This is a genomic window from Methylobacterium sp. Gmos3, from assembly GCF_056430985.1.
Genome location: NZ_JBWJYL010000014.1, coordinates 21,639 through 36,169, shown reverse-complemented (window position 1 = coordinate 36,169; position 14,531 = coordinate 21,639). Strand labels below are relative to the sequence as shown.

Here is a 14,531-nt window from a genome sequence, read left to right as displayed (position 1 = left end):
CTTTCGCGGTTCAGGCCCGGGCGGGTCCGGCGAGCCTGTCCAGGATGTCGTCCAGGGCGTCCTGCCACGGTCGCGGACGGATGCCGTAGGCCTCCCTCAGGCTATCGGTCGACAGGCGCGAATTCGACGGGCGCCGGGCGGGCGTCGGGTAGGCGGATGTCGGGATGCCTTCCACCGGCACCTCGCGACCGCCACGCCGAGCCCCGCCCGCCACGATCGCCTGCGCGAAGCCGTACCATGTGGTCGAGCCGTCGTTCACGCAGTGGAACGTGCCGGTCGGTGCGGCGTGGTCCTGGGCCATGCGCAGGGCGACGGTCGCCAGGGCGGCGGCGAGGTCGGTCGCGCTCGTCGGGCAACCGTGCTGGTCGTCCACCACGGTGAGTCTGTCGCGCTCTGCGGCGAGGCGGAGCATCGTCTTCACGAAGTTGCCCCGGTGCGGGCTGACCACCCAGGCCGTGCGCAGGATCGCGTGGCGGGGATTGCCGGTGCGCACCGCGAACTCGCCCGCCGCCTTGCTTGCGCCGTAGACGCTGCGCGGATCGACCGGCTCGTCCGGCGTGTAGGCGCCCTCGGCCTTCAGGCCGGCGAAGACGTAATCCGTCGAGACATGGACGAGGGGGATCCCCTTCGCCTTCGTCGCCTCCGCGAGGATCGCCGGGGCAAGCGCGTTCAGGCGCCACGCGGCGGTCACGTCGGACTCGGCCTTGTCGACCGCCGTGTAGGCGGCCGTGTTGATGACCGCCGCGTAGTCACGCTCATCGAGCGCGGCGGCGATCGCGGCGGGATCGGTGATGTCGAGGGCATCGCGGGACGGGGCGTGGACGCGCACGCCGACGGGCCAGGCATTGGCCTGGAGCTCGGTGCCGACTTGGCCGGCACCGCCGAGGACGAGGATATTCATCAGCCGGCGAGCCCGAGGCGTTGGCCCTGATAGCGGCCCTCGCGGATCGGCCGCCACCACGCTTCGTTGGCGAGGTACCACGCCACGGTCTCTTCCAAGGCCGCTTCGAAGGTCTTCTGCGGCGCCCAGCCGAGTTCGCGCTCGGCCTTGGTGCAGTCGATGGCGTAGCGCCGGTCGTGGCCCGGACGGTCGGCGACGAAGGTGATCAGCCGCTCGTGCGGCCCGGCCTCCGGGCGCAGCCGGTCGAATGCGGCACACAGGCCCTTCACCACGGCGAGGTTGTTGCGCACGGCGCGCCCGCCGAGCAGATAGGTCTCGCCGATCCGCCCGCGCTCCAGCACGGCGACGAGGCCCTTGGCGTGGTCTTCCACGTGGATCCAGTCGCGCTCGTTCAGGCCGTCGCCGTAGACGGGCAGGTTCTTGCCCTCCAAGGCGTTGAGGATCATCAGCGGAATCAGTTTCTCGGGAAAGTGACGCGGCCCGTAATTGTTCGAGCAGTTCGTCACCAGCACCGGCAAGCCGTAGGTCTCGTGCCATGCGCGGGCGAGATGGTCGGAGGCCGCCTTCGAGGCGGAATAGGGCGAGCGCGGATCGTAGCGGCTCTCTTCGGTGAAGAAGCCGCCCGGCGGCAGCGAGCCGTAGACCTCGTCGGTGGAGACGTGGAGGAAGCGGAAGGCCTCGCGGTCGACGCCGGACAACCCCTCGTAACGCTCCCGCGCCGCGTCGAGCATCGTTTGCGTGCCGATGACGTTGGTCCGCACGAATGCGCCCGGATCGGTGATCGAGCGATCGACATGGCTCTCGGCGGCCAGATGCATCACCGCCTGAGGCGCGAACTCCTTGAAGGCCGCCCGCACCGCGTCGCGGTCGCAGATGTCGGCCTCGATGAGCCTGTGACGACCGCTGGCCTCCAGGGGCTTCAGCGAGATCGGGTTGGCCGCATAAGTCAGGGCGTCGAGGGTGGCGACCTCGTGTCCGAGGTCCTGCACGAGGTGCAGGACCAGGGCGGACCCGATGAAGCCGCAGCCGCCGGTGACGAGGATCCGCATCGAATATTCCCTCTCGGACCAAATCCGCGTTGCATGGCAAAACGACGGCATTCAGGCGCAATGCCGCGTGGAGATCAGTGTTGCGCCTCTGTTCGGTGCGGCCGGCGTGATGAGCGCTGATTAGAACAGCTTGCCGGCTTCACCGAGACAGGGGGCATTCCGGTCCTTGTCCGAGAGCACGGCATCGGCCTCACTGACGGGCCACGCGATTCCGATCTCGGGATCGTTCCAGCGGATGCCCCGGTCGTGAGCCGGACTGTAATAGGAATCGACTTTATAGGCGACCATGACATCCGGCGTCAGGGTGCAAAAGCCGTGCGCGAAGCCGTGCGGGATGAACAGCTGCTCGCCGCCGTCGGCATCGAGCCGCACGGCGACGTGCTGGCGGTAGGTCGGGGAATCGGGCCGGATGTCGACTGCAACGTCGAGGATCGCGCCGGAAAGGACGCGGATCAACTTGGCCTGAGGCTGCGGAGGTATCTGGAAATGCAGCCCCCTCACCGTGCCCTGCGGTGCCGAGAAGGACTGGTTATCCTGCACGAACGGGGCGCTAATTCCGGCCTGTTCAAGAACATCGGCTCTGAAAGTTTCCGCGAACCAGCCGCGCGCGTCGCCGAACCGCTTCGGAACGATGCGCTTCACGGCCGGAATAGGCGTGTCGATCACCTTCACGGGGAACCTCGGCGCTCGGGATGACTTTCAGCCGGGGCGATGCCGGGGTGAACCCCACCGTGTCAAGGCTTCGACGCGTGAAAGTTTGCGTTGCGGTATCGGCCCCTCAGGGAATCCCGATCATTTTGTGCGTCTGGAGCGAGAGGCGCCAGCGCGCGTCGGCCCGGCAATACGCAATCGCCGCCTGCGTGTTCGCGACGGCGTCAACTCCATCCATGGGTTGTAGGAATCGGTGCCGGAACGGGAGGTCCGCAAAGGCCTCGGGTTTCGCCTCCACCTGGGGGAAGACGAGCTTGAGTTCGTCGCCCCGCTGCTGAACCAGCGCGTTGCCGCCCTTGGGGCTGACGCAGATCCAGTCGATCCCCGCCGGGGCGGGCAGGGTGCCGTTGGTCTCGATGGCGATCTCGAAGCCGTGTCCGTGGACCGCCTCGATCAGGGCGGCGTCGAGCTGGAGCAGGGGCTCGCCCCCCGTGAACACGACGTAACGGTTGTGGGGACCGCCCTCCCACGTCGCGGCGATGGCGGTGGCGAGCGCCGCCGCGTCGGGAAAGCGACCGCCCCCCTCCCCGTCCATGCCGACGAAATCCGTATCGCAGAAGCGGCATGCGGCCGTCGCGCGATCTTCCTCGCGCCCCGACCACAGATTGCACCCGCTGAAGCGGCAGAACACGGCGGCGCGCCCGGCCTGGGCGCCCTCCCCCTGCAGCGTGTGGAAGATTTCCTTGACCGCGTAAGACACCCGTATCCCCGAACCCTGCCCGTTGCCGGCCCTCGGCCGATGGTTTGACAGACGCCGATCCAGCGCCGGATGCGTGTTGCGCCACGGCGACGGGCGCGCGCAACCCCGCACCCCGCGCGGACGTGCTGCCTTTACCATACCACCTGCTTCGCACGTCCCCGGTTCACACAGGGGGCCTGGCCGCCATCGTATCGCCATGGAGCGTGCGTTGAAGGCATGTTCGACGCGCGTTTTCCTCCGGTGTGAGCGGCCAAGGCCGGCTCACGACGAGACAGGTCCGATGCTCAATCATACAATTGGCCGTCTCCTGGCCCGCGCCGCCGGCGCCGCCGCCCTTTTCGCGGGTCTCGGCGGGGCGGCGAGTGCCGTGACGGTGCCGATCCTTCTGGCGGATGTCGATTCCGGCCGGGTGATCTACTCCCAGGCGCCGACCGATCCCTGGTATCCCGCCTCGATCACCAAGCTGATGACGACCTACGTGGCCCTCGATCTCGTCCGCCAGGGGCGGGCCTCGATGGACACGCTGATCACCATCTCGCCGAACGCGGCGGCAGAGCCGCCCTCGAAGATGGGCTTCAAGCCGGGCACGCAGCTGACCCTCGGCAACGCCCTCAAGATCATCATGGTGAAGTCGGCCAACGACGTGGCCTACGCCATCGGCGAGAGCCTCGGCGGCACGGTCGACGGCTTCGCCTCGATGATGAACGACACCGCCCACCGGATCGGCATGCAGGACAGCCGGTGGACCAACCCCAACGGCCTGCCCGATCCGCGCCAATGGACCTCGGCCCGCGACATGGCGGTGCTCGCCCGCGCCCTGATCCGCGACTTCCCCGACGACCACGACCTGTTCTCGATCTCGGCGATCCAGTTCGGCGGGGCGGTTATCCCGAACCATAACGGCCTGCTCGGCCGCTATCCCGGCACGGACGGGATGAAGACCGGCTTCATCTGCTCCGGCGGCTTCAACGTGGTGGCGACCGCCACGCGGGGCGGGCGGCGCATCGTCGCCATCGTCATGGGCCAGCCGAGCGCCCGCGAGCGCGACGTAAAGACCGCCGACCTGTTCGATTACGGCTTCGCCCGCGACGGCAGCGGCGGGCCGGGGCTCGACGCCCTGCCGGCTTCCGCACTCGGCGCGCCGCCGGACATGCGCCCCTATGTCTGCGGCGGCAAGAAGGTCCCGGCGATCGACGAGGGCCCCGGCGCGGTGACGGCCTCCCCTAACGCCACCACCGCCGCCCAGCTCGTCGGCGGCACGGCGGCCTCCTCGCCGTCCCTGGCGCTGGCGGCCTTCTCCAGCCCCGCGATGCGCGCCCGCACTCTGCCGCCCCGCGCGCCACTGCAGCCCGTCGCCGTCTGGATCGGCCGCGATCCCGCCGAGGGCCAGCAGATCCTCGCCCAGCAGGCCGCCGAGGCCCAGGCCGCCGCCGCGAATGTCCGCGCCGCGCGGCTCGAAGCCGCCAAGGCCAAGCGCGAGGCGGCGCTCGCCAAGCGTCAGGCTGTGAAGGAGGCCGCCGCCCAGGCCCGCGCCGCGAAGGCCGCCAGCAAGACGGCGGCCGGGACGTCGCTCCCGCATTCGGCGAGCGCCTACACCGCATCCGAGACGGCGGGGATGCCGGAAGCCAAGCCCGGCAAGGGTCTGGTGAAGGCGAAGGGCGCCCACAAGCCGGCCGCCACCCACAAGCCGGTCGCAGCCAAGCCCGCGGCCAAGCCGGCCGGCAAGCCCGCCAAGAAGGCTTCCGCCAAAGCCGACGAGTAGGCTAACAGCCTCCTCGTCATGTCGCTTCCCGCCCCGCCGCCGCCCGATCCCCGCCGCCCCGAGCCGATCCCGCTCACGGTGCTCACGGGCTTCCTCGGGGCGGGGAAGACGACCCTGCTCAACCGCTGGCTCGGCGATCCGTCGCTCGCCGACACGGTGGTGATCGTCAACGAGTTCGGCGAGATCGGCCTCGACCACCTGCTCATCGAGACGGTGGACGAGGACATGGTGCTCCTCGGCGCGGGCTGCCTGTGCTGCACCGTGCGCGGCGACCTGATCGCCACCCTGGAAGACCTTCTCCGCCAGCGCGACAACGGCCGCATCACGCCGTTCCGCCGGGTGGTGATCGAGACGACCGGCCTCGCCGACCCCGCCCCGATCCTGCACGCGCTGATCTACTATCCGTATCTGGTGATGCGGTACCGGCTTCAGGCGGTGGTGACGGTGGTCGATGCCGTGCACGGCGTGGCGACCCTCGACGCCCATCCCGAGGCCATGCGGCAGGCGGCGGTGGCCGACCGGCTGGTTCTCACCAAGGAAGACCTCGCCCCCGACACGACGGAGCTGCGCACCCGGCTCGCTGCCCTCAATCCGGCCGCGCCGGTCCTGCCGGCCGACACGCCCCCCGACGACCTGCTCGGCGGCCTGTTCGGGCTCGACGGCAAGGGCGAGGACGTGAAGGCGTGGCTCGGCGCCGCCGCCCTCGCGGATGAGCCGCAATCCGGCCTCGACGTGAACCGGCACGACGCCGCGATCCGGGCGATCTGCCTGACGAGCGAGAAGCCGATACCGCGCCCGGCCTTCGAGATGTTCCTCGACCTGCTGCGCTCGGGCCACGGGCCCAAGATCCTGCGCATGAAGGGCCTCGTCGCGCTCGCCGACGATCCCGACCGGCCCCTCGTCGTGCATGGGGTGCAGCACGTGGTCCACGCCCCCGTGACCCTGTCCGCCTGGCCCGATCCCGACCGGACCTCGCGCCTCGTCCTGATCCTCGCCGATCTCGACCCGGCCTTCGTCCAGCGCCTGTGGGACGCCTTCCTCGGGCGGCCCCGCCTCGATGCCCCCGACGCCGCCGCCCTGACCGACAACCCCCTCGCCATTCCCGGCGGCTGAGCGCGGCATCGTCCTTGAACCTCACGGGGCAAAGGGCGCCTCGACGGCGCCGGAGCGTCCCGAAACGGGACCCTACGCTTCAGGGCGGGACAGACGATGGTGCGACGCTTCACCGTGATCCAGGGCGGCCTCAGGGAGCCGGCCCCCGGCGCCAAGCCCGGCCGGGCGCGGCTCGCAGCCGTCGGCGCCGCCCTGCGGCAGCGGCTCGCCGCTCTTCGAGCCGAGGCCGCGCCCAGCCGCCCGCCGACATTCGCGCCGAGCCGCCGCCCCATCCCCGAGGGGGCGCTGATCGGCGTGCGGCCCGAGGGCTGGCGCCCCGACGTCGCAGCCTGAGCGGCACGGGCCAGGGCGCCCTACCTCCGCCCGATGGCGAGCGACATCATCCATGGCCTGAAGCGCAGCCGCGCCCCGCGATCCCGTGACACGATTCCGGCCGGCGAGGTCGGGCGGGTCGAGGCGGTGATGGCCCGCCTGGCGCAAGCCGATCCCGACCCGAAGGCCGGTCTCGCAGTCGAGGATCCGTTCCGGCTGCTGGTGAGCGTGCTGCTCTCGGCGCAATCCACCGGCCCGACCGTCGCCCGCGTCTCGGACGCGCTGTTCGCGAAGGCCGGCACGCCGGACGCGCTCCTGGCGCTGGGTGAGGATGCGATCCTGACGATCGTCCGCCCGGTCGGCCTCGGCCCGTCGAAGACGCGGGCGATCCTGAAGCTCTGCGCCGCGCTGGCCAGCGAGTTCGGCGGGCAGGTGCCCCGCACAGCGGCCGACTTGCAGCGCCTGCCGGGGATCGGCCGGAAATCTGCCGAGGTCACGGCCAACTTCGCCTTCGGAGAAAAGGTGATCGCCGTCGACACCCATGTCTTCCGGGTCTCGAACCGCATCCCCCTGGCGCCCGGCCGCGCCGTCGATGCGGTGGCGGACGGCCTCGCCGCCCTGGTGCCCGACGCCTACAAGGACGGCGCCCACATCTGGCTGTTCCGGCACGGGCGCGACACCTGCACGGCGCGCAAGCCCGCCTGCCCGCGCTGCCCCGTCGCCGATCTCTGCACGTGGCCGGAGAAGAGCGCCTGAAAGTCTGACTGGAAAGCCTCCCTTATCCCACTCAAGACCTCATCCTGAGGTGCCCGCGTCAGCGGGCCTCGAAGGAGGGCTCCAGAAGGCTCCGCGATCCCTGGAGCCCTCCTTCGAGGCCGCCGCTGCGCACCGGCACCTCAGGATGAGGGGGCGAAAGGGACAAGTGTCGCTTTCCAGCCGGGCCCTGACGGGCGCTACTCGTCCTCGCCGAACCGGTTGGCGAGCAGCGCCTCGATGGCGTCCAGGCACGCCTGCGCGTCCTCGCCCACGGCGGTGACGGCGATGCGGGTGCCCATGGCCGCGCCCAGCGTCAGCAGGCCCATGATCGAGCGACCGCCCACGGTCTCGCCCGCGCGGGTGACGGTGACGGTGGCATCGTACCGCTCGACCGTCTGCACGAATTTCGCGGAGGCCCGCGCATGAAGGCCGCGCCGGTTGATGATCGGCAGCTTCCGCAGGAAGCCGCCCTCCGGCACCGAAGGGTTGTCGTCGTTCTCGTAGAGGTCGTCCATCGGTCTCGCTGCGGTCGTCCGGCCGGGGGAAGACTAGACCATGAGCCGGCCAAGTCGATCCCGGAGCACGCAAATCGCCGGGGGAAGGGCTACCATTCGTATTCCGCGCCGACCCCGAGGCTGGTGCGGCCGTCGCTGCCCGCCTCGCCCTTGAGCTTGATCCGCCGGGTCACGTCGACATCGACGCCCACGGCGGTGTCGGCGGGCTTGGCGCCGGCCTTCACGCCGATGCTCACCCGGTCGGAGATGTAGCGCGAGGCGCCGAGCGCCGGGCCGCCGCTTGCCCCGGTCGAGACGTCGAGGCTGTCGAGGCCGAGCCCCTTGCGGGCCTGCTCGAACACATCCGGCCCCGCCGAGCCGCCGGAGAGCTGCGCCACCGCCTGGGCGAGTTGCAGCGCCTGGAACGGCGAGAGACCGCCCGCCGCCTTCTTGAACAGCAGGCGCGACAGGATCTCGTCCTGCGGCAGGGACGGGTCCGAGGTCAGGGCGAATTGCGGCGCGTCGGCCGGGCCGGAGACGGCCACGCGGGCTGTGACGTCGCCGGCCTTGGTCTGGGCCGAGAAGTCGAGATCGGGGGTCGTCAGGCTGCCGGCGAAGGTGATGCGCCCCCGGTCGAAATCGAGGCGCTGGCCCACGAGGTCGAACCGGCCCCGGCGCATGGAGAATTCGCCGTTGGCGCGGGGATCGCGCGAGGAGCCCGTCACCCGCAGCGATCCGCCGAGTTCGGCATCGATGCCCCGGCCGCGCACGAAGATATGGCTCGGCGCATCGACCGAGACGTCGAGGGTGGCATCGAAGGGGGCGGCAGCCTTGCCGCGCCCCCGCCCCCGGACGGCCTTCGCCTCGGCGCGCTTGGCGAGGCGGGCGCGCAACTCCGGCGGGGTGTTGACGTGGCGCACGCCCGGCAGCGGCCGGGCCGTGGCGGGCAGCCGGTCGGGCACCGCGACGTCGATGGAGGCGACGTCCACCCGGCCGGTGATCTTCGGCGTGCGGGCGAGCGGGCCGGAGAGCGACAGGTCGAGCCCGGCCACCGCCGTCATGAGGGAACTGGAGACCAGTTCCGCCCGCTCGGCGGTGAGGCGGAAGGCGCCGGGGAAGCCCCCGGCCGGGTCGAGGCTGACCTTGCCCGAGGCGGCGACCCGTCCGCCGTTGCGGGTCGAGGCGGTGAGGCGTTCCACGACGAGGCTGTCGCCCCGCCCGGTGACGCGGCCCTCGATGGCGGTAAAGCGGATGCCGTTCAGCGGATCGGTGAAGCTGCCCCCCGACAGGGTGGCGCTGCCCTCGGCGCGGGGCGCGGCGAGGGTGCCGGTGACGCCGCCGTCGATGGCGACCCTGCCGCCGACGCTCTGGCCGGTGGCGCTCAGCATGGAATTGGCGAGCGCCGCGTCCAGGGTGCCCTTGCCGCGCAGGTTGAGGGGACCGCCGGGCTCGATGGGGAGCGAGCCGGAGAGCGTCAGCGCCATGCCGCGCCCGGCGCTCACGCGCCCGTCGAGGCTGGCCTGTCCGCCCGAGAGCGTGCCCTGCGCCTCGGCCTCAATGGGCGGCAGGCCGGCACTGCGGGTCTGCGGCGCGACGAGGCGCGCGACCTTGAGGGCGTATCGCCCCTCCGGCCGGCTCGCCGGGCCGTGGACGTCCGCCTCGCCGTCGAGGGTGCCCGACAGGGCGAGGTCGGGCGAGGCGATGCGGGCGAGGGACAGGGGCAGCGCGCGGATCGCGACCTTGAGGTCGAGGTTCTGTCCGGCCCGGCCGGAGACCTGCACGCGGCCCGAGCCGGCGGCGATGGACAGGCCGTCGATCACCGCCCCGCCGTCAGTGAGGGTGATCGTGGCCGGACCCGTCAGGGCGAAGCGGTCGGCGCCGCGCGCGGCCGAGAGCCGGGCGATCTCGATCCGCGTCGCGTCGGCGGGGATCAGCCGGGCGGCGCCATCGAGGGCGAAGCCGCGCGCGCGGGCGGTGAGCACCACGTCGCTGGCGCTCGCGGTGCCGGTGGCGGCGAGGCGCAGCGTGTCGATGATCTGGCCGGCGGCCACGACCCGGTCGGCATCGAGATGCCCGTCGAGGACCGGCCGGGCGCGGATGTCGGCGCCGCGCAGGTCGGCGTCGAGCCGCGCCAGCGCCGTGTCGCCGTAGCGGAGGTTCGCGCCGGTCGCGCGGATCGCCGCGCCCTGGCGTCCGCCGTCGCGGGTGAGGGTGACGGTGGCGTCGAGGCGTCCGGCGAGAGGTTCGGGGCTGAGCGGCGAAAGGTCGTCGAGGTTCCCCGCCCGCACGGCGAGGGTGCCGGCGGCGAGCTGCGTCGCCTCGGCCAGCGCCGCATTGCCCTCGATCACCACCGAGCCGAGGGTGAGGGCAAGCCGGTCGAGCACCCAATCGGTCCCGGCCGGCAGCGCGGCGCGGGCGACATGCGCCCCGCCGGAGAGGGGCTTGCCGCCCACGTCGCCGGAGAGTTTCACGGTGCCGTCCGCCGCGCCGGTCGCGTCTTTTAGAGCTGCCTCGATGGCGAGGTTGCGGATCGGTCGCCCGTCGGCACTGGCCGAGGGGGCGGTGAGCGTGGCGGCGAGGTCGGGCTTTTCCAGGGAGCCGGTCAGCCGCGCGTCGAGGGCGGCGCGGCCGGTGAAGCGCGCATCGAGGTCGGTGAGGCTCTTCAGGTCGACCCGGGCGGCCACATCCGCGGCGGCGGCCGTCGCCTGCCCCTGCAGCGTGGCCAGCAGGCCCGCGCCTTCGAGGCGGAGATGGTCGAAGCCGTAGCCGTCATAGGTCCGCGAGACCCGGCCGGTGAGGGTCGGCCCCCGGCCGAGGAGGCGGTCGGCCGGGCCGCTGCCGGTGGCGAGGCCGGAGCCGGTGACGGTGAGATCGGCGGCGAGCGCCTTGCGGGCCGGATCGCCCGAGAGCCGTGCCTTAGCCTCGACGCTCCCCGCGAGACCCCGCCCGGCGAGGCCGGAGAAGGCGGCGAGGTCGGGGAGCGATGCCTGGAGCGTCCCGGCCAGCACGTTCTGGCCGAGCCGCCCGACATAGGAGGCCTGCGCGGTGTCGGAGATGGCAGAGAGGCGCGACACGTCGATCACCCCGTCCGGGCCGGCGCTGGCGCGCAGGGTGAGCTTCGCCGCCGAGCCGATGGCGCGGCGCAGCGCCGGGTCGGCGAGGCGCAAGCCCTCGGCATCGCCATCGGCCATGATGGCGAAGCGCCCGGCCTTCGGGTCGCCCTCCGGCTCGACGGAGAGGGTCGCGGCCACCTTGTCGAGGTCGGAATCGCGGCTGCGGATGCCGGCGGCGTCGAGCTTGCCGCGCACGGTCGGGGTGGTCAGCGGGCCCTTGAGGCTGCCGTCGAAGACGAGCTTGGCGATCTCGGACTCGCCCGCCTTCGTCACCTCGCCCTCGGTCGGCAGGGCGCGGGCCTGAAGGGTCAGGTCGGCGATCCGGTCGGCGGTGATGCCGCCGGCGGCCGACAGCCGCGCGGTGCGGGAGGCGAGGTCCAGCCGGTCGATGCGGAAGGCGCCGCTATCCGCGAAGGAGAGACCGCCGTCGAGCTTGGTCGTGCCGGCGAAGACCGAGGCGGCCGGGCCGGGCACCAGCCCCTCGATGCGCGCGGCGAGATCGAGGGAGAGCCGCCGCTCGGCGCCGATGCGCGAGATCTTCGCGCCGCCCTTGGCGCCGATCTCCGGGCCGGCGGTGAAGTCGAGGGTGGCGTTCCAGGCGTCGAGGGTGCCCTTGCCGTCGAGGTCGAAGGCGATGGGCGGCGCGCCGGGGATCGAAGCGGCCTTGGAGAGCAGGCCGCCCGCCTCCTCCAGCAGGCTGGCCTTCAATTCGAGCTTGTCGCCGTTCGGGACGTAGGCGAGGGTCAGGCCGAAGAACCCGGCCGCGTCGAGTCGCTTGGCCTCGGCGCGAAGGTCCAGCCCCTCGCTCGCCGCGCCGAGCTTCGCGCTGCCCTGAGCCGAGAGCCGGGCAGGCTGGCCGGCGATCTCCTCGCCGAGCACCAGTTCCGCGAGCTTGAAGCCCTTGATCTCGACCTTCACCGGCAGGTCCGGCAGCAACTTGCCGTCGGGCTTGGCCTCCTCCGGCGTCGGGCCGGGAAGCGGGCGCCGCAGCACCTCCAGCCGGCCGATTTCCAGGGTGTCGACCTCCAGCCGGCCCGACAGGAGCGCGAGACGCCGCCAGGAGATCCGCGCCTTGTCGAGCTTGAGCCAGATTCCCGCGCGGTCGCTCACCGCCACGTCGCGGATGGTCGCGTCCGAGGAGAGCGCACCGTCCACGGCGCCGATGGTGACGCGGGAGGCGGGGGTGGAGAGCGCCTTCGAGAGAAGCCCGCCGAGGACGGATTTGTCGCCGTCCTCCGCGCGGGGCGCGAGCGGCGCGAGGGTGACGAGGCAGAGGAGAAGAATCAGTATCGCCATCCCCCTCCCCCCTCTGCGGGGGAGGGTGGCCCCGGCGTCAGCCGGGGTCGGGAGAGGGGAGCGACGGTTCAGGATGTGGCGCGCCGCGTGATCTCTCCTGAGCCGTCGCTCCCCTCTCCCCCCCTGCTTCGCAGGGTACCCTCCCCCGCACGGGGGGGAGGGAGAGGCAGCGTGCGTGAAGAAGGCCATCAGAACGCCTGCCCGAGGCTGAGATACAGGACGGCGGGGCGGACATGGCCGCCCTTGTAGGCGTCGAGGGGGAAGGCGAGGTCGGCGCGGATCGGGCCGATGCCGGTGTAGTAGCGCAGGCCGATGCCGACCGACTTGCGGATGGTCTCATCGAAGTTCGGCAGCGACGAGGCGAAGGCCGTGCCCGCGTCGAAGAACGGCACCACGCCGATCGTGTCCGTCACCTTGATCCGTGCCTCGATGGAGGCTTCGAGCAGGCTGCGCCCGCCGATGGGCAGGTTGAACGGGCCGATGGGGCCGAGCGTCCGGTAGGGGTAGCCGCGCACCGAGCCGCCGCCGCCCGCGAAGAAGCGGAAATTGTCCGGGATCTCCCCGAGCTTCGCCCCCGAGACCGAGCCGAAGCCGACGCGGCCGGCGAGGATGAAGCGGGATTCGTCGTCCAGCGAATAATAGGTCGAGCCCTGCGCCTTCGCGACGAGGATGCCGGGATCGGAGAGGCCGCCGGGATAGGCGGCGAGCGACGCGATGGCCCGGAAGCCCTTGGTCGGGTCGAGGAGGCTGTCGGTGGAATCGTAGGTGACGGAGGCCGGCACGCCGATCAGCCGGTAGTTCACCGTGCCCAGCGCGTCCTGCGAGCGGCCCGCCTGCGCGTCGAGGCCGATCTGCGCCGAGAACGTGTCCGAGAACCGGTGGCGGATCGCGCCGGAGACGCCGCCGCCGTCCACGAGGTAGCTCTGCTGCACCTCGCGGGTGACGAAGGCGTTCGCCAGGAAATCGTTGCGGGTGCCCCAGAGGGCGGGCTGCACGTAGGTCGCTGAGAGGCGCCCGCCGAGGCCGTTGGTGCCGATGCCCGCCTGCTTGCGCTGCTGCGCGAACGGGTCGTAGCCGAGGCCGAGATAATAGAGATCGGCGTCGAGGCGGAAGGTCTCGCCGCCGCCGAACAGGTTGCGGTTGGCGTAATAGGCCCGCACCCCCGGCCCATCGACCGTCGAGTAGCGCGCCGAGACGCCGATCAGGTTCTTCTCGCGCTCGCTGACCTCCACGAAGAGCGGCAGGTTGCCGTCCGCGTCGAGTTCGGTCCCCTCGCGCACCCGCACGGCGCCGATGCCTTCGAGGCGCGCCACCGAACGGCGAATCGCCGACACGGCCTGCGGCGAATACGGATCGCCCGGCTCCGCATAGATGAAGGAGCGGATCGTGGCCGGGTCCATGCCCTCCGCGCCCCGGACGCTCACCGTCCCGATCCCGGCCTTCGGCCCCGGATCGAGGGTGAAGGTCACGTCCATGACGTGGGCGGAATCGTCCACCACGGGGTCGCGGTCCACCACCTTGGCGAAGGGGTGCCCCTGCGCGCGAAAATTGTCGACGATGGCCGCCTCGCGGGCGAGCACGGTCGCGGAGCGGGCCGGCACGTCGTCATCGACGCGCGTGAGGCGCGGCGGCAGCACCTCCTCCGGGAAGGGCCGCCCGGCCCGGTCGCGCACGGCGATCCGGCGCAGGGTGTAGAGCGGCCCGAGATCGACGGCGACCTTCACCGGCACGAGGCCGCGGTTGCGCCACGCCTCGGCGGCGCGCACTGCCGCCTCGGTCCGGCCGGGGGCGACGGGCACGCCGTCGATGCGAATCTCGATCCGGCCCTGATAGTAGCCGTAGCCCGAGAGGACGTCGGCGAGCTTGAGGATGTCCGCCTCGGCGCGGCGCACCAGCCCCTCCCCGTCCGGGGGCGCTTCCTGGCGCAGGCGGTACAGGGCGGAGGCGTCCTGCACGGCGGTCAGGACGTCGGAATCGTCGGTGCCGGTGATCTTGGCCGCATAGGGCAGAGCGGTCGGGCTCGGGGCCGGCGGCTCCGGCTCGGAACCGAACAGGCCGAACAGGTCGAAGGCGCGGGCGGGCTCCGGCAGCAGAAGGCCGGCAGCACTCGCCGCCCAGGCGATCAGCACCGCGCGGGCAGCCCCCTGCGGCAGGGAGAACGGACGTCGAAGGAACACCAAGCGAATCGCAGCCGTCAGGCCAGGCTGCGATCGGTTTGGCCGTACGCGTTCCGATTCATGCTCGACGCCCCCACGTCTCGCTCAGCGCCTCGCCAGGGGCGCGTTCTTACCTCTAAACCGATCACCGCGCGATGGCACGGCCCC

11 protein-coding genes are annotated in these 14,531 nt (G+C 71.9%); 4 read left to right on the top strand and 7 right to left on the bottom strand.

Annotation, left to right across the window (positions count from 1 at the left end; genetic code table 11):
• Positions 1 to 10 precede the first annotated feature (10 nt).
• From rfbD to queE, 4 genes are all read right to left on the bottom strand, one after another.
• Positions 11 to 901, bottom strand: coding sequence for a dTDP-4-dehydrorhamnose reductase (gene rfbD, locus ACS5Q7_RS23000; RefSeq protein WP_478341589.1), 891 nt, complete (start codon positions 899 to 901; stop codon positions 11 to 13).
• A complete protein-coding gene (gene rfbB / locus ACS5Q7_RS22995; RefSeq protein ID WP_478341588.1) occupies positions 901 to 1,950 on the bottom strand; it encodes a dTDP-glucose 4,6-dehydratase in 1,050 nt (349 codons plus the stop codon). Before rfbB ends, rfbD begins: the two co-directional genes overlap by 1 nt.
• A 120-nt stretch (positions 1,951 to 2,070) precedes the next feature.
• Positions 2,071 to 2,622: a dTDP-4-dehydrorhamnose 3,5-epimerase gene (gene rfbC / locus ACS5Q7_RS22990; RefSeq protein ID WP_478341587.1), complete on the bottom strand. Its 552-nt coding sequence runs from the start codon at positions 2,620 to 2,622 to the stop codon at positions 2,071 to 2,073.
• A 106-nt stretch (positions 2,623 to 2,728) separates the two neighbouring features.
• Positions 2,729 to 3,361 (bottom strand): 7-carboxy-7-deazaguanine synthase, encoded by a 633-nt coding sequence (gene queE, locus ACS5Q7_RS22985; protein ID WP_478341586.1) that lies wholly within the window; start codon positions 3,359 to 3,361, stop codon positions 2,729 to 2,731.
• A 280-nt stretch (positions 3,362 to 3,641) separates the two neighbouring features.
• Between queE and ACS5Q7_RS22980 the strand changes: the two genes are divergently transcribed.
• The 4 genes from ACS5Q7_RS22980 to ACS5Q7_RS22965 all read left to right on the top strand — a co-directional run bounded on the left by ACS5Q7_RS22980 (position 3,642) and on the right by ACS5Q7_RS22965 (position 7,304).
• A complete protein-coding gene (locus ACS5Q7_RS22980) occupies positions 3,642 to 5,123 on the top strand; it encodes a D-alanyl-D-alanine carboxypeptidase family protein (RefSeq protein WP_478341585.1) in 1,482 nt (493 codons plus the stop codon).
• Between the two features lie 18 nt (positions 5,124 to 5,141).
• Positions 5,142 to 6,236, top strand: a complete 1,095-nt coding sequence (locus ACS5Q7_RS22975) for a CobW family GTP-binding protein (RefSeq protein WP_478341584.1) — start codon at positions 5,142 to 5,144, stop codon at positions 6,234 to 6,236.
• Positions 6,237 to 6,335: 99 nt separating this feature from the next.
• Positions 6,336 to 6,569: a hypothetical protein gene (locus tag ACS5Q7_RS22970; protein WP_478341583.1), complete on the top strand. Its 234-nt coding sequence runs from the start codon at positions 6,336 to 6,338 to the stop codon at positions 6,567 to 6,569.
• Between the two features lie 33 nt (positions 6,570 to 6,602).
• Positions 6,603 to 7,304: an endonuclease III domain-containing protein gene (locus ACS5Q7_RS22965; RefSeq protein ID WP_478341582.1), complete on the top strand. Its 702-nt coding sequence runs from the start codon at positions 6,603 to 6,605 to the stop codon at positions 7,302 to 7,304.
• A 197-nt stretch (positions 7,305 to 7,501) separates the two neighbouring features.
• Here the strand turns inward: ACS5Q7_RS22965 and ACS5Q7_RS22960 are convergent, their stop codons facing one another.
• From ACS5Q7_RS22960 to ACS5Q7_RS22950, 3 genes are all read right to left on the bottom strand, one after another.
• The gene (locus ACS5Q7_RS22960) at positions 7,502 to 7,819 is read right to left on the bottom strand and encodes an HPr family phosphocarrier protein (protein ID WP_478341581.1); all 318 of its coding nucleotides are present in this window, start codon (positions 7,817 to 7,819) and stop codon (positions 7,502 to 7,504) included.
• Between the two features lie 89 nt (positions 7,820 to 7,908).
• Positions 7,909 to 12,207, bottom strand: a complete 4,299-nt coding sequence (locus ACS5Q7_RS22955) for a translocation/assembly module TamB domain-containing protein (RefSeq protein WP_478341580.1) — start codon at positions 12,205 to 12,207, stop codon at positions 7,909 to 7,911.
• 188 nt (positions 12,208 to 12,395) lie between these two features.
• Positions 12,396 to 14,336, bottom strand: coding sequence for an autotransporter assembly complex protein TamA (locus ACS5Q7_RS22950; RefSeq protein ID WP_478341614.1), 1,941 nt, complete (start codon positions 14,334 to 14,336; stop codon positions 12,396 to 12,398).
• Positions 14,337 to 14,531: the final 195 nt, after the last annotated feature.

What these genes read in the sequence shown, in the direction of transcription:
- ACS5Q7_RS22955 (WP_478341580.1), bottom strand. Translation starts at nt 12,207, where the DNA reads ATGGCGATACTGATTCTTCTCCTCTGCCTCGTCACCCTCGCGCCGCTC.
- ACS5Q7_RS22965 (WP_478341582.1), top strand. Translation starts at nt 6,603, where the DNA reads ATGGCGAGCGACATCATCCATGGCCTGAAGCGCAGCCGCGCCCCGCGA.
- rfbB (WP_478341588.1), bottom strand. Translation starts at nt 1,950, where the DNA reads ATGCGGATCCTCGTCACCGGCGGCTGCGGCTTCATCGGGTCCGCCCTG.
- ACS5Q7_RS22975 (WP_478341584.1), top strand. Translation starts at nt 5,142, where the DNA reads ATGTCGCTTCCCGCCCCGCCGCCGCCCGATCCCCGCCGCCCCGAGCCG.
- rfbD (WP_478341589.1), bottom strand. Translation starts at nt 901, where the DNA reads ATGAATATCCTCGTCCTCGGCGGTGCCGGCCAAGTCGGCACCGAGCTC.
- ACS5Q7_RS22980 (WP_478341585.1), top strand. Translation starts at nt 3,642, where the DNA reads ATGCTCAATCATACAATTGGCCGTCTCCTGGCCCGCGCCGCCGGCGCC.
- ACS5Q7_RS22960 (WP_478341581.1), bottom strand. Translation starts at nt 7,819, where the DNA reads ATGGACGACCTCTACGAGAACGACGACAACCCTTCGGTGCCGGAGGGC.